Below are 12,489 nucleotides of genomic sequence, written 5' to 3' on the forward strand. Positions count from 1 at the left end.
TGACCGTCATCCTAGCCTCTGCGTATGGTCTACGCAGAATAGCGTACGTCATACGCGGAATGCGGAGGGTGAGTGGCGATGGGGGCAGCAGCACCTGAGGCGGTGCAGACGATCGACCTACGCAAGTCGTACGGCGGGGTCACCGTGCTCGACGGCCTGACCATGCGGGTCGCCCGGGGCAGCGTGTACGCCCTGCTCGGCCCGAACGGGGCCGGGAAGACGACGACCGTCCGGATCCTGGCCACGCTCGCCACCCCCGACGGGGGCGTGGCCCGGGTGGACGGTCACGACGTGGTGCGCGACCGGCGCCGGGTGCGGCGGACGATCAGCCTCGCCGGCCAGCACGCGGCGCTCGACGGCCAGCAGACCGGCACGGAGAACCTGCGCATGATGGCCCGGCTGGCCGGGCTGTCCCCGGTCGCCGCCCGGCGACGGGCCGCCGACCTGACGGAGCGCTTCGACCTGGTCGCCGCCGCCGGACGGCGGGTGGCGACCTACTCCGGCGGCATGCGCCGCCGCCTCGACCTCGCGGCCAGCCTGGTCGGCGAGCCGTCCGTGATCTTCCTCGACGAGCCCACCACCGGCCTCGATCCGCGCAGCCGGCAGGGGCTGTGGGAGGTGGTGGCCGAGCTGGCCGGGGCGGGGGTGACGGTGCTGCTCACCACCCAGTACCTGGAGGAGGCCGACCGGCTGGCGGACCGGATCGCGGTGCTGCACGGCGGCCGGCTCGCCGCCGAGGGCAGCGCGGGCGACCTCAAGCGCCGCTTCGGCGCCCACCGCCTGGAGCTGACGCTGCGCGACGCGCCGAGCTTCGCCGCGGCCGAGCGCCGCCTGGGCGACCGGGTCACGCACCGCGACCCGGCCCGGCTGGAGTTGGCGGTCGCGACCGACGGGGGCGCGCCGCACGTCCGGCACCTGCTCGACGAGGTCGACCCGGACGGGCAGGGCCTCGCCCGGTTCACCGTCCGCGAGGCCACCCTGGACGACGTCTTCCTCACCCTCACCGACGACCCGGTGGCGGCCGCGCGGGAGGTGACCCGTGTCTGAGCTGACCCTGCGGCCCTCCCGCGCCGGCGAGGCGCTCGTGATGGCGGCGCGCTGCCTGCGGCTGTCCCGGCGCAACGTCGACGCGCTGCTGACCTCGCTGCTGCTACCCGTGATCCTGATGCTGCTCTTCGTCTACCTGTTCGGCGGCGCGATCGACACCGGCACCCGGTACGTCACCTACGTCGTCCCCGGCGTGCTGCTGCTCTGCGCCGGCTTCGGGGCGGCGGGCACGGCCGTCAGCGTGACCACCGACCTGACCGAAGGGGTGATCGAGCGGTTCCGCACGATGGACGTCAGCGCCGCCGCGATCCTCGGCGGGCACGTCGTGGCCAGCGTCGTCCGCAACACCGTCTCCACCGTGCTGGTGCTCGCCGTCGCCGTCGCCATCGGCTTCCGCCCGACCGTCGCGCCGCTGCGCTGGCTGGCCGCGTTCGGGGTGCTGCTGCTCTTCCTGCTCGCCGTGTCGTGGCTCTCGGCCGCGTTCGGCCTGCTGGCCCGCACCCCGGAGGCGGCCGGCGGCTTCACCTTCCTGGTGATGTTCCTGCCCTACCCGAGCAGCGCGTTCGTGCCGGTGGATACCATGCCGAGCTGGCTGCGCGGCTTCGCCGACAACCAGCCGGTCACGCCCGTCATCGAGACGCTGCGGGCCCTGCTGCTGGACACCCCGACGGGTACGGCTCCGGCCTGGGCCGTGGCCTGGTGCCTCGGCATCCTGCTCGTCGCCGTGCTGGCGAGCGTGGTGCTGTTCCGCCGCCGGGTCGCCTGAGCGCCGCGCGCCGGCCCGGCCCGGCCCGGCCGCCCGCGCCGGACGCGCGCCGGCGGTCACCTGGAACGGGCGACGGCGGCACCGGACCTCGTCCGGCGCCGCCGTCGTCGACGTGTCAGTCGTTGAGCACCTGGGCGAGCCGGTCGCGGAAGCGCCGCTCCGAGTCGCTGACCACGTCCCCGCCGAGGCCGAGGATGCCGCCGCTGGACGCCGCGCCCACCACCTGCTCGGCGATGTCCACCAGCCAGTGCTTGTACGCCCCGGCCTCGCCCTCGTCCACCTTGGCCGCCAGCAGCGCCGCCGCCTCCTTGGCCCGGCCCAGCACGTCCTCCAGGTAGGCCCGCGGGTCGGACGGCGCGATGACCGGCAGCTCCTCGCCGGCCTCGGGGTCGCCCACCCGGGAGACGACCTCCCCGGCGACGGCGGCGACCAGCGGGCTGGCCGACTCCCGGCCGGCGGAGATGGTCTCCATCCCGGCGGCGTTCTCCGCCATGGTGCGCCTGGTGCCGTCGGACTCGGCGGCGCTCGCCGCGGTCAGCACCGACTGCGGCAGGCCGACCAGCAGTCCCCATTCCTCGTCGGAGAACCCGAACCCGGTGTACGCCGGCTGCTCGATCACGGCAACGCCCCTTCCCGCACTGAATCGCTCGTCGTCCACGGCCCCGCCAGCGGTGCCCGGCTCAGGCTAGTCGAGCGTCAGCAGGCCCTGTTCGGACACCACGCTGACGGACAGCGTCTTGTACCCCACCTCGTCGAAGAGAACCGTCATCCGGTCCTCCTCGTAGCTCAGCACCAGGCCGGGGCCCCACTCCGGGTGCCGGACCTGGCTGTGCACCGGGAACGGCCCGACCGCGCCGTCGTCGGCGGTGCTGGTGCCGGCGTGGCAGTTGTCGCAGTGCCCGCAGACCTCGGTCATCTGCTCGCCGAAGTAGGCCAGCAGCGTCTGCCCCCGGCAGGCGGTGGTCTCGGCGAAGGCCCGCATCATGTCGGTGCGCGACCGGGTCACGCTCTGCCGCCGCTCCGCCTCGGCCAGGGCCGCCGCGGCGGCGTCCACGGGCGTGGGGGAGTAGCGGGGCGCGCCGACGCGCTGCCTCGTTCGCGTCTCGGCCGCGCCGACCTGCTCCAGCAGGGCGAGGTACTGGCCGAGCTTGCGCGGGCCCAGGCCGGTGACCTCGCGCAGTTCCCTCCTGGTGCGCGCCTGCTTGCGCAGCAGCGCGGACAGGTCGCGCAGTTCCGTCTCGTCCGGCAGCCCGCCGCTGAAGAACCGTTGCAACCCGACGTCCTCGGCCTGCCAGAGCAGCAGCACCCGCGCCGGCGCGCCGTCCCGGCCGGCCCGCCCGATCTCCTGGAAGTAGCTGTCCGGCGAGTCGGGCAGCGCCACGTGGACCACCCACGCGATGTTGGGCTTGTCGATGCCCATCCCGAACGCCGAGGTGGCCACCATGATCGGCACCTGGTCGGCGAGGAACGCCTCGTGCAGTTCGGCGCGGGCGCCGGCCGCCATGCCGCCGTGGTAGTACTGCGCCGGGAACCCGGCGTCGGTGAGCCGGGCCGCCAGCTCCTGCGCGGAGCGCCGAATGGGTACGTAGATGATGCCGGGCCGGGTGTCGTCGCGCAGCAGGGCGAGCAGCCGCCGCCACCGGTAGTCCTCCGTCGGGCAGTGGGCGACCTCGAGGAACAGGTTCGGCCGGTCCAGCCCGGAGACCACCACCTCGGGCTCGCGCAGCCGGAGCCGGGCGACGATGTCGTCGCGTACGGGCGGTGAGGCGGTCGCCGTCAGCGCCACCACCGGTGGCCGGCCGATGCCCTCGACGAGGTGGCCGAGCGCCAGGTAGTCCGGGCGGAAGTCGTGCCCCCACGCGGAGATGCAGTGCGCCTCGTCGATCGCCACCAGCGCCGGCTTCAGCGACTTCACCTCGGCAGTCCGGTCGGGGTTGGCGAGCTGCTCCGGGGTGATGAAGAGGAACTCCGCCCGCCCGTCGCGGATCTCGGCGATCGCCTCGGCCTGCTGGGCGGGCGACTCGGCGGAACTGATCCGCACCGCGCGCAGCTCCGGCCGCTGCCGCTCGTCGAGGGCCGCGATCTGGTCCTGCTGGAGGGCGAGCAGCGGGGAGATCACCACGGTCGGGCCGGGGATCAGGCTGGCCGGGATCTGGTAGATCGCCGACTTGCCGGCGCCGGTGGGCAGCACCACCAGGGCGTCGCGGCGCTTCATCACCGCCCGCATGGCGGCCAGTTGGTGGGGCCGCAGCGCCGTCCAGCCGAAGAGGCTCCTGGCCGCGCGGCGCAGGGTCGTGGAGTGCGTGGACAGTTTCATCGAGGGCCGGAGGTACCCGCCGTGATCAGCGGCGAAACCGCCGCCGGGGGTGTGGCGCGGACGGTCCCCCGACGGCCGGCTCCGTTGACAGCCGGGACACCCGCCAGCCACTATGAACACTCGTTCATGAACGGTTGTTCATTACGTTCCGGAGGTGGTCGATGATCGTCAACGAGCAGCAGGCGCAGGCGTGGAACGGTTACGAGGGGCGGCACTGGGCCGCGCACCACGACCGCTACGACGCGGTGAACAGCGGGTTCAACGAGGCCCTGCTGGCGGCCGTACGCCCCGGTGACCGGGTCCTCGACGTCGGCTGCGGCAACGGCCAGCTCACCCGGCTGGCGGCCGGGCGGGCGGGCACCGGCGAGGCGCTCGGCGTCGACCTCTCCGCCCCCATGCTGGAGCGGGCCCGGAACCGGGCCGTCGCCGAGCGGGTGGACAACGTCCGGTTCCACCAGGCCGACGCGCAGGTCCACCCGTTCCCGCCAGGGGCGTTCGACGTGGCGCTGAGCCGCTTCGGGGTGATGTTCTTCGCCGACCCGGTGGCCGCCTTCGCCAACCTCGGCCGCGCGCTGCGGCCCGGTGGTCGCCTCGCCTTCCTCTGCATGGACGACATCCGCCGTCGTGACCTCGGCCAGGTGCTCGCCGCCCTCGCCGCCCACCTGCCCCCGCCGGACGGGGACGGGACGGGGGTGGCCGAGCCGCTGTCGCTGGCCGACCCGGCGGTGGTCGACCGGGTGCTCACCGCGGCCGGCTTCACCGACGTCGACTGCGCCGCCGTCGAGGCGCCCCAGGTCTGGGGACGGGACGCCGCCGATGCCGCCGCCTTCCTGGCCGGCTGGGGGCCGATCCGTCACCAGTTCGACCGCGTGGACCGGGCGACCGTCGACCGGGCCACCGCCGCGCTGACCGAGGCGCTGCGCCGGTACGAGCAGCCCGACGCGGTACGCCTGCGCGGCACCGCCTGGCTGGTCACCGCCCGCCGCCCCGGCTGACCGGGGCGGTCGGCCGGCCTCCGACGACGTCTCTACGATTCGGGTGATGTCACCCAGGACAGCGGCGGCCCTGCGGGGCGGCGACCGGAGTCTGCGCGATCACCTGATCGCCACGGCGGAGCGGCTGATCGCCGACCGTGGCGTGGCCGGGTTGACCGTGCGCGACATCGCCCGGGCCGCCGGCGTGGCCGACGGCGTGCTCTACAACCACTTCGCCGACAAGGAGGAGTTGCTCGCGCACGCGCTGCACGCCCACGTCCGCGCCGCCGAGGAGCGGGCGGGCGGGCCGGCGCCGGAGCCGGGCACCGGGACCGTCGGGGCGAACCTGCGCGCGCACCTCACCCGGGCCCTCGCGCTGCACGCGGCGGTCCTGCCGGCCTTCGCCGGGCTGCTGCACCAGCCCCGGGTGCTCGCCCGCTTCGCGGAGCTGCCCAGTCCCGCCGCGGGCGGCTCGGTGCGTGCGGAGCTGGCCGACTACCTGCGGGCGGAGCAGCGGCTCGGCCGGGTGGCCCCGGACGCCCGGCCCGACGCCGTCGCGGCCCTGGTCGTCGGGGTCTGTCACGACCTGGTGCTCGGCCACCTGCTCGACCCGGCCGCGCCGGCCCCGGCCGAGCTGCCCGCGCGGACCGTCGACGACCTGGTCGTCACCCTGCTACGCGGCATCGCCCCGGCCGACGGCTGAGTCACGGGCCGCCGCCCCACAGGTGCGGGTGGCAGGCATGGGCCATGATTGCGGCCATGCGCCCCGCCGCCCCCGGGCCGATCGCCTCCGCCAGAGCACGGCGTGGCGCTGTCGCTGGCTTCCCCCGGCTGCTCGTCGTCGCGGCCCTGCTGATCGCGGCGGCGTGGACGGTCGCCGTGACCCAGTGGCAGCCGCGCGGCCTCTGGGCCGGCCTGCTGCTGCACTCGGTGCCGTTCGGGCTGGCCCTGCCGGCCCTCGTCGCGGCGGCGTTGAGCACCAGGGGCCCGTGGCGGCGGCCGGCGGAGCTGACGCTGCCCGGTCATGCCCGGCTGCGGGTGCCGCCCGGTCCCGGCTTCGGCTGGTTCGTCGCCGGACAGGTGCTGGCGATCACGAACGCGACCGTCACGGTTGCGGACTTCGAGTGGCTCGACGCCCCCGACGCCCCGCCGGCCCCGCTCCGGTACGCGCTGGTGGTACCGCCGGCCGTCATGGTGGCGGTGGCCGCGCTCATCATCGCGGTGTTCGTCGCGGCGGTGTTCGGCGGGTGGCCGCGGATCGACATCACCCCGTCCGCGGTCGAGGTCCGGGAGCCGTTCGGCCGTCGGACGATTCCCTGGGCGGCGCTGCGCCCCGGCACCCCGGCCCGCCAGCCGACCGGGGACCACTTGGTGCTCACCGTGGCCCGTCCCGAGTCGGTCGACCGGCGTGGCCTGCTGCGCGGCTCGGCCACGGCGCCCCGGCTGGTGCTCTCCTGGCTCCGGGTGCATCCGTGGCTCCTCGCCGACGTGATCCGGTACTACGTGGATCGCCCCGACGAGCGCGCCGCCATCGGCACGCCCGAGGGGTACGACCGGCTGCGCCGGGCGGTGGGCCTGGCGTGAGCACCGGGCACCCCGCCCCGGCGAGCCACCCGGTAGCCCTGTGGCTTCAGCGCAGGCGCGGGAACACCTCGCGCTGGTAGAGGTCGAGCATGCCCGGCCAGTTCGGCCCCGTGTTGGCGACGTAGACCTCGTCGAAGCCGGCCTTGGCGTACTCGTCGATCTTGGTCAGGTGCGCGTCGGCGTCCCGCCCGCAGACGAACGCGTCCTTCATCATCTCCGGCCGGACCAGATTGGCGGCCTGCTCGAAGTGCCGCGGCGAGGGCAGCACCTGGGACAGTTCTCCCGGCACTCCGGCGTTCGGCCAGCGCTCGTACGCGATCCGCATTCCCTCCTCCTCGGTCTGCGCGTACGCCGCCTTGAAGCCGGCCTGGCACGGCTTGTCGCCGCCGCCGCCCTCGCGGAACCGCCGGACCAGATCGGCGTCGGGGGACGTGTTGACGAAGCCGTCGCCGATCCGGGCGGCCAGGTCGACGGCCTTCGGGCCGAAGCCCGACACGTAGATCGGCGGGGGAGTGTCCGGCAGCGTGTAGATCCGGGCGTGCTCGACGGTGTAGTGCCGGCCGTGGTGGTTGACGAAGCCGCCCCGCCAGAGTTCGCGGATCACCGCGACGGCCTCCTCAAGCATCTCCAGCCGGACGTCGGTCTGCGGCCAGACGCCGCCGAGGATGTGCTCGTTGAGCGCCTCGCCGCTGCCCACCCCGAGCACGAACCGGCCGGAGTGCATGACCGCGCTGGTGGCCGCCGCCTGGGCGACGATCGCCGGGTGGACGCGCACCGTCGGGCAGGTGACGGCGGTGGTGACCGGGAGTCGGCAGACCTGGCTGAGCGCGCCGATCACCGACCAGACGAAGGGGCTCTGCCCCTGCGCGTCCGTCCACGGGTGGTAGTGGTCGGAGATCCAGAGCGCCTCGAAGCCGGCCCGCTCCGCGGCGCGCGCCTGTTCGAGCAGCTCCGCCGGCGCGTACTCCTCCGTGGACAGAAAATAGCCGATCCTCATGCTTCCCCCTCGCCGTGTCGTACCGGGTCCAACGAGGCAGGCGGTACCCCGGTGGCCGCCGTCGGAACCGGCCGGGCAGCGCGGGCGGAGATCAGCGCCGGAACATCGCACGGATCGCGGCGAGCAGTAGCAGGCCGCCGACCACCAGGCCGAGTAGGCGTACGCCGGGGACGTCGGCCGGGCTCGTCGCGTCGGCCAGCAGCAGGGGATCCATCCCCGAACTGTCCCCAGCTCCGCGCCCGACGGCAACTGTAAGGTTTATTGACTATTCAGTCGGGCGGTGTGACCATGGCAGCACCGCCGCCGGTGGCGGGCCGCCGGGCGCGGAGAAGACGGGGGTACGACGACCGCATGAGCGAGCGAACCATCAGACACCACGCGGGCGGGCCGAGGTGACGGCGTGAGCGCCGGAAGCCTGGCGGCCCTGGCCGCCGCCGTCCTGCAGCCCGGCTTCGTCGGCACCACCCCGCCGCCCTGGATCCGCCGCTGGCTCGGCGAGGGGCTCGGCTCGGTGGTGCTCTTCGCCCGCAACGTGGTCGACCCGGAGCAGGTGGCCGCGCTGACCGCCACCCTGCGCGCCGAGCGCCCCGACGTCGTCGTCGCCATCGACGAGGAGGCCGGCGACGTGACCCGGATCGAGTCCGCCCGGGGCAGCTCCCGGCCCGGCAACTTCGCCCTCGGCGCGGTGGACGACCCGGCGCTGACCGAGCAGGTCGCCCGGGACCTCGGCGCCGACCTCGCCGCGCTCGGGATCACCCTGGACTACGCGCCGGACGCCGACGTCAACTCCAACCCGGCCAACCCGGTGATCGGCGTGCGCTCCTTCGGCGCGGAGCCGGCGCTGGTCGCCCGGCACACCGCCGCCTGGGTGCGCGGCCTCCAGGCCGGCGGGGTCGCCGCCTGCGCCAAGCACTTCCCCGGGCACGGGGACACGCGGGTCGACTCGCACCACGCCCTGCCCCGGATCGCGGCCGACCGGGCCCGCCTCGACGCCGTCGAGCTGGCCCCGTTCCGGGCCGCCGTGGCCGCCGGCGTGCAGGCGGTGATGACCGGCCACCTGCTGGTGCCGGCGCTGGACCCAGAACTGCCGGCCACCCTCAGCGGCCGGATCCTGGGCGGGCTGCTCCGCGACGAGCTGGGCTTCTCCGGCGTCGTGGTCACGGACGCGGTGGAGATGCGGGCCGTCGCCGGCCGGTACGGCTTCGCTGGCGCGACGGTGCGTGCCCTCGCGGCCGGGGCCGACGCGATCTGCATCGGCGGCGAGCGGGCCGACGAGGAGTCGGCGCGGCTGCTGCGGGACGCCATCGTCGCCGCCGTCGTCGCCGGCGACCTGCCGGAGGAACGCCTCGCCGAGGCGGCCAAGCGGGTCGGCCAGCTCGCCGCCTGGACGGTGACCGCGCGCGCCGAGCGGCCGCCCCGGCCTCGCCCCTCCGCCGAGGGCTCCGCCGTCGGGCTGGCCGCCGCCCGGCGGGCGCTGCGGGTCACCACCGCGCCCGACGGCGTCGGCGCGCTGCCGCTGGCCGGCCCCGCGCACGTGGTGGAGTTCGAGCCGCCGCGCAACATCGCGATCGGCCCGGAGACGCCGTGGGGCCTGGCCGCCCCGCTGGCCGACCTGCTCGCCGGCACCACCACCGCCCGGTACGCCGAGGCCGACGTGCCCGCCGACCCGACCGCCGGTGCGGCCGGCCGGTGCGTGGTGCTGGTGGTGCGCGACCTGCACCGGCACGACTGGGTGCGGGCGGCGGTGGGCCGCGCGCTGGCCGCCCGCCCGGACGCGGTCGTGGTCGAGCTGGGCGTGCCCGAGGCGGTCACCGGTGCCGTCCACGTCGCCACCCACGGCGCCACCCGGGCCGCCGCCCGCGCCGCCGCCGAGCTGCTGACCGGTCGCTGACCCGCCCGCCCTGCCGACGTCGCCGACCGCCCGGGTCGCCCCGGCTACGCCTCGGGGACGACCAGGTCGGCGTACTCGGGGTGGCGGTCGATGAAGGCGGCCATGAACGGGCAGCGCGGCACCACTCTCGTGCCGCGCTCGCGGAGCTGGTCGAGGGTGTCCCGGACCAGCGTCGCGCCGACGCCCATGTTCTGGAACTTCGGGTCCACCTCGGTGTGGGTGAAGACCAGCACCTCGCCGCGCGGCAGGTACGCGGTGAACCCGGCCAGCGCGTCGTCGACCAGGATCTCGAACCGGTGCTTGGCGGGGTTGTCCTCGACCAGGGTGCTCACCCGGCCATTCTGCCCCCGCCACCGGCGAGCCGGTCCAGTTCGGCGAGCAACCGGTCCACCTCGTCGGCCGTGTTGTAGTGGTAGATGCTGGCGCGCACCGCCCCGCCGCTGTCCCGCAGCCCCGTCGCCTGGAAGTACTCGTAGGCGTAGTAGTCGCCCGCGGAGAGGCAGAACCCCACCGCGCCCAGTTCCTCCTGGGTGCGCTGCGGGGAGAGCCCGGCCAGCCGGAACGACACCGTCGGGCAGCGCCGGGCGGGGGAGCCGAGCACCCGGACGCCGGGCAGCCCGGCCAGCCCGCCGAGCAGCCGGTCCAGCAGCGATTCCTCGTACGCCTGCGCGGCGGTCAGCCCGGCCCGCAGCCGCTCCCGGCGGCTGCCGGTGGCCGCCGGATCCAGCCCGGCCAGGTGGTCCACCGCGGCGGCGACCCCGGCCAGCAGCGGGAAGCTCGGCGTGCCGTACTCGAAGCGGTCCGGCACGGCGTCGGAGGAGGGCCGCAGCTTCGCCGGGCGCAGTCGCTCCCAGACGGCCGGCTCGGCCACCACCGCGGCCAGGTGCGGCCCCGACCACTTGTAGGCGCTGGTGACCAGGAAGTCGGCGCCCAGCGCGGCGAGGTCGGTGGGGCCGTGCGGCACCGAGTGCACCCCGTCGACGCAGACCAGCGCACCGGCCGCGTGCGCGGTCTTGGCGATCGCCGCCACGTCGGGGACGGTGCCGATCGCGTTGCTGCCGGCGGTCACCGCGACCAGCCGTGTCCGCTCGCCGACCAGGTCCGCGTACTGCCCGGCCGGCAGCTCCCCGGTGTCCCGGTCGAACTCGGCCCAGCGCACCGTCGCGCCGGCCGCCTCGGCGGCCTGCACCCAGGGGCGGACGTTCGCGTCGTGGTCGAGCCGGGAGACCACCACCTCGTCGCCCGGCCGCCAGCCCGCGCCCAGGGTCCGGGCCAGGGTGTACGTCAGCGCCGTCGCGCTCGGGCCCAGCACCACCCCGTCGGCTTCCGCGCCGAGCAGGTCGGCCACCGCCGCGCGGGCGGCGGCCACCATCTCCAGCGACCGTCGGCCGGGCGGGAACGCGGCGCTGCGGTTGCCCACGGCCGCGCGCATCGCGTCGGCGACCGCGTCGACCACGGGCGCGGCGGTCTGGGTGCCCCCGGCCCCGTCGAGGTGGACGAAGCCCTCGGCCAGGGCGGGGTAGGCGGCGCGGGTGCGGGCGATGTCGAACGGCATGCCCGGGACCCTAACCGCGCCGGCCGCCACCGGCGCCAACTGGGCGGATGATCATCACAATGCCGGGGTCGCGGTCGTCTCGTACCCTTGGCCGCGTGACGAACCGACGCGTTTACTCCCCGCTGACCCCCACCCGCCGGGCTGCCGGCCTGCTGGCCGGCCTGGCGCTCGGCGTCGCCCTGCTGGCCGGTTGCAGCTCCGAGGGCGCCTCCACCGACTGCGGCCTGGACGCCTGCACGGTCACCTTCGACCGTGGCGTCGAGGCCAGCACCACCATCCTCGGCGTGGAGGCCAAACTGGTCGGCGCGCAGGGCGACCAGGTGACCGTCGAGGTGGCCGGCGAGCAGCTGTCGCTGACCACCGGCCAGCAGGCCACCGAGGTCGGCGGCTTCTCCGTGACGCTGGACAGCGTCACCGACCAGGAGGTCAAGATCCGGGTGGCGAGGAACCCCGGCAACTGACCCGCCCGGGGCGGCGGTGGCCGACGTTTGGGGATCTTCGCATTCGGAGATTGTGGCGCCATGTCACTCACCTGGAACGCCGAAGCCACCGCCTCCCGTACGGCGAACAGCCGGTGGCTCGAACTGTTGGCCCGGGCCGGTTTCATCGGCTACGGCATCGTGCACCTCCTGTTCGCCTGGCTGGCGTTGCAGATCGCGTTCGGGAAGCCCGCCGACGACGGCGACCAGTCCGGCGCGCTGCGCACCATCGCCGCCCAGCCGCTGGGCAGGTTCCTCGTCGTCACCATCGCGGTCGGCCTGTTCGCCATGGCGATCTGGCAGGCGCTGGAGGCAGCGGTCGGGCACCGCGCCGAGCGCGGCAAGGAGCGGGTCTGGGAGCGGCTGGCCTCGCTCGGGCGGACCCTCGTCTACCTCTACTTCGCCTGGACGGCCGTCAAGGTCTTCAAGGACGCCGGCTCGAACAGCGCCGACCAGCAGGAGGCGCTGACCGGCCGGGCGATGGAGTCCTCCGGCGGTCGCTGGCTGGTCGGCCTGGCCGGGCTCGTGCTCGCCGCGATCGGCGTCGGCCTGGTGATCTACGGGCTGGTCAAGCGCTTCGAGAAGCATCTCAGGAGCGGTGAGATGAGCCCGCGGACCCGCCAGCTCGGCCGCCGGCTCGGCGTCGCCGGCTACGTCGCGAAGGGCGTCGCGTACGGCATCGCCGGTCTGCTGGTCGTCCTGGCCGCCGTCAACTACGACCCGGAGAAGGCCCGGGGCCTGGACGCGGCGCTGCACACGCTGCGCGACCAGTCGTACGGTCAACTGCTGCTCACCCTCGTGGCTCTCGGCATCGCCGCCTTCGGCCTGTTCTGCTTCCTCCAGTCCCGGTACCGCAAGGTGTGAGCCTGGTCGATTCCG

14 protein-coding genes are annotated in these 12,489 nt (G+C 75.0%); 8 read left to right on the forward strand and 6 right to left on the reverse strand.

Features of this window, described 5'->3' with window-relative positions; translation table 11 throughout:
* Window positions 1–78: 78 nt before the first annotated feature.
* Both ABZ793_RS05220 and ABZ793_RS05225 read left to right on the forward strand, forming a co-directional pair.
* Complete coding sequence (locus tag ABZ793_RS05220) at window positions 79–1,047, forward strand: ATP-binding cassette domain-containing protein (protein WP_357452158.1); 969 nt, start codon at window positions 79–81, stop codon at window positions 1,045–1,047.
* On the forward strand, window positions 1,040–1,813 hold the full coding sequence (locus ABZ793_RS05225) for an ABC transporter permease (RefSeq protein ID WP_357452161.1): 774 nt from the start codon (window positions 1,040–1,042) through the stop codon (window positions 1,811–1,813). Before ABZ793_RS05220 ends, ABZ793_RS05225 begins: the two co-directional genes overlap by 8 nt.
* Window positions 1,814–1,928: 115 nt before the next feature.
* Here ABZ793_RS05225 and ABZ793_RS05230 read toward each other — a convergent pair whose 3' ends face one another.
* Together ABZ793_RS05230 and ABZ793_RS05235 are read right to left on the reverse strand one after the other, a co-directional pair.
* Window positions 1,929–2,432: a hypothetical protein gene (locus tag ABZ793_RS05230; RefSeq protein ID WP_357452164.1), complete on the reverse strand. Its 504-nt coding sequence runs from the start codon at window positions 2,430–2,432 to the stop codon at window positions 1,929–1,931.
* Between the two features lie 66 nt (window positions 2,433–2,498).
* Entirely contained in the window at window positions 2,499–4,130 is a 1,632-nt protein-coding gene (locus tag ABZ793_RS05235; RefSeq protein WP_357452167.1) for a RecQ family ATP-dependent DNA helicase, read from the reverse strand.
* A gap of 161 nt (window positions 4,131–4,291) precedes the next feature.
* On the opposite strand from ABZ793_RS05235, the gene ABZ793_RS05240 reads away from it, so the two are divergent.
* From ABZ793_RS05240 to ABZ793_RS05250, 3 genes are read left to right on the forward strand one after another with little or no spacing between them, the layout of a single operon-like run.
* Window positions 4,292–5,125 carry a class I SAM-dependent methyltransferase gene (locus ABZ793_RS05240; protein WP_357452170.1) on the forward strand — a complete coding sequence of 278 codons (834 nt, stop codon included), beginning with the start codon at window positions 4,292–4,294 and terminating at the stop codon, window positions 5,123–5,125.
* Window positions 5,126–5,171: 46 nt separating this feature from the next.
* A complete protein-coding gene (locus ABZ793_RS05245) occupies window positions 5,172–5,807 on the forward strand; it encodes a helix-turn-helix domain-containing protein (protein ID WP_357452173.1) in 636 nt (211 codons plus the stop codon).
* Between the two features lie 56 nt (window positions 5,808–5,863).
* Window positions 5,864–6,688 (forward strand): PH domain-containing protein, encoded by an 825-nt coding sequence (locus ABZ793_RS05250; RefSeq protein ID WP_357452176.1) that lies wholly within the window; start codon window positions 5,864–5,866, stop codon window positions 6,686–6,688.
* Between the two features lie 46 nt (window positions 6,689–6,734).
* Here the strand turns inward: ABZ793_RS05250 and ABZ793_RS05255 are convergent, their stop codons facing one another.
* Together ABZ793_RS05255 and ABZ793_RS05260 are read right to left on the reverse strand one after the other, a co-directional pair.
* Window positions 6,735–7,685 carry a TIGR03557 family F420-dependent LLM class oxidoreductase gene (locus ABZ793_RS05255; RefSeq protein WP_357452179.1) on the reverse strand — a complete coding sequence of 317 codons (951 nt, stop codon included), beginning with the start codon at window positions 7,683–7,685 and terminating at the stop codon, window positions 6,735–6,737.
* 91 nt (window positions 7,686–7,776) lie between these two features.
* Window positions 7,777–7,899 (reverse strand): hypothetical protein, encoded by a 123-nt coding sequence (locus tag ABZ793_RS05260; RefSeq protein ID WP_350686202.1) that lies wholly within the window; start codon window positions 7,897–7,899, stop codon window positions 7,777–7,779.
* 186 nt (window positions 7,900–8,085) lie between these two features.
* On the opposite strand from ABZ793_RS05260, the gene ABZ793_RS05265 reads away from it, so the two are divergent.
* Window positions 8,086–9,576 (forward strand): glycoside hydrolase family 3 N-terminal domain-containing protein, encoded by a 1,491-nt coding sequence (locus ABZ793_RS05265; protein WP_357452183.1) that lies wholly within the window; start codon window positions 8,086–8,088, stop codon window positions 9,574–9,576.
* Between the two features lie 44 nt (window positions 9,577–9,620).
* Here ABZ793_RS05265 and ABZ793_RS05270 read toward each other — a convergent pair whose 3' ends face one another.
* Together ABZ793_RS05270 and ABZ793_RS05275 are read right to left on the reverse strand one after the other, a co-directional pair.
* Window positions 9,621–9,908 (reverse strand): GNAT family N-acetyltransferase, encoded by a 288-nt coding sequence (locus ABZ793_RS05270; protein ID WP_350706281.1) that lies wholly within the window; start codon window positions 9,906–9,908, stop codon window positions 9,621–9,623.
* A complete protein-coding gene (locus tag ABZ793_RS05275) occupies window positions 9,905–11,131 on the reverse strand; it encodes a cysteine desulfurase-like protein (protein WP_357452187.1) in 1,227 nt (408 codons plus the stop codon). The genes ABZ793_RS05270 and ABZ793_RS05275 overlap by 4 nt, the downstream gene beginning before the upstream one ends.
* 95 nt (window positions 11,132–11,226) lie before the next feature.
* On the opposite strand from ABZ793_RS05275, the gene ABZ793_RS05280 reads away from it, so the two are divergent.
* Together ABZ793_RS05280 and ABZ793_RS05285 are read left to right on the forward strand one after the other, a co-directional pair.
* The gene (locus tag ABZ793_RS05280; RefSeq protein ID WP_357452190.1) at window positions 11,227–11,592 is read left to right on the forward strand and encodes a hypothetical protein; all 366 of its coding nucleotides are present in this window, start codon (window positions 11,227–11,229) and stop codon (window positions 11,590–11,592) included.
* Between the two features lie 60 nt (window positions 11,593–11,652).
* Complete coding sequence (locus ABZ793_RS05285; RefSeq protein WP_357452192.1) at window positions 11,653–12,474, forward strand: DUF1206 domain-containing protein; 822 nt, start codon at window positions 11,653–11,655, stop codon at window positions 12,472–12,474.
* The last annotated feature ends 15 nt before the right edge of the window (window positions 12,475–12,489 follow it).

Source organism: Micromonospora sp. NPDC047465 (assembly GCF_040643125.1).
Taxonomy (GTDB): Bacteria; Actinomycetota; Actinomycetes; order Mycobacteriales; family Micromonosporaceae; genus Micromonospora.

Bases quoted from the DNA above. Each gene is read 5' to 3' on its own strand.
- ABZ793_RS05220 (WP_357452158.1), top strand. From the start codon at position 79: ATGGGGGCAGCAGCACCTGAGGCGGTGCAGACGATCGACCTACGCAAG.
- ABZ793_RS05235 (WP_357452167.1), bottom strand. From the start codon at position 4,130: ATGAAACTGTCCACGCACTCCACGACCCTGCGCCGCGCGGCCAGGAGC.
- ABZ793_RS05240 (WP_357452170.1), top strand. From the start codon at position 4,292: ATGATCGTCAACGAGCAGCAGGCGCAGGCGTGGAACGGTTACGAGGGG.
- ABZ793_RS05245 (WP_357452173.1), top strand. From the start codon at position 5,172: ATGTCACCCAGGACAGCGGCGGCCCTGCGGGGCGGCGACCGGAGTCTG.
- ABZ793_RS05250 (WP_357452176.1), top strand. From the start codon at position 5,864: ATGCGCCCCGCCGCCCCCGGGCCGATCGCCTCCGCCAGAGCACGGCGT.
- ABZ793_RS05255 (WP_357452179.1), bottom strand. From the start codon at position 7,685: ATGAGGATCGGCTATTTTCTGTCCACGGAGGAGTACGCGCCGGCGGAG.
- ABZ793_RS05260 (WP_350686202.1), bottom strand. From the start codon at position 7,899: ATGGATCCCCTGCTGCTGGCCGACGCGACGAGCCCGGCCGACGTCCCC.
- ABZ793_RS05275 (WP_357452187.1), bottom strand. From the start codon at position 11,131: ATGCCGTTCGACATCGCCCGCACCCGCGCCGCCTACCCCGCCCTGGCC.
- ABZ793_RS05285 (WP_357452192.1), top strand. From the start codon at position 11,653: ATGTCACTCACCTGGAACGCCGAAGCCACCGCCTCCCGTACGGCGAAC.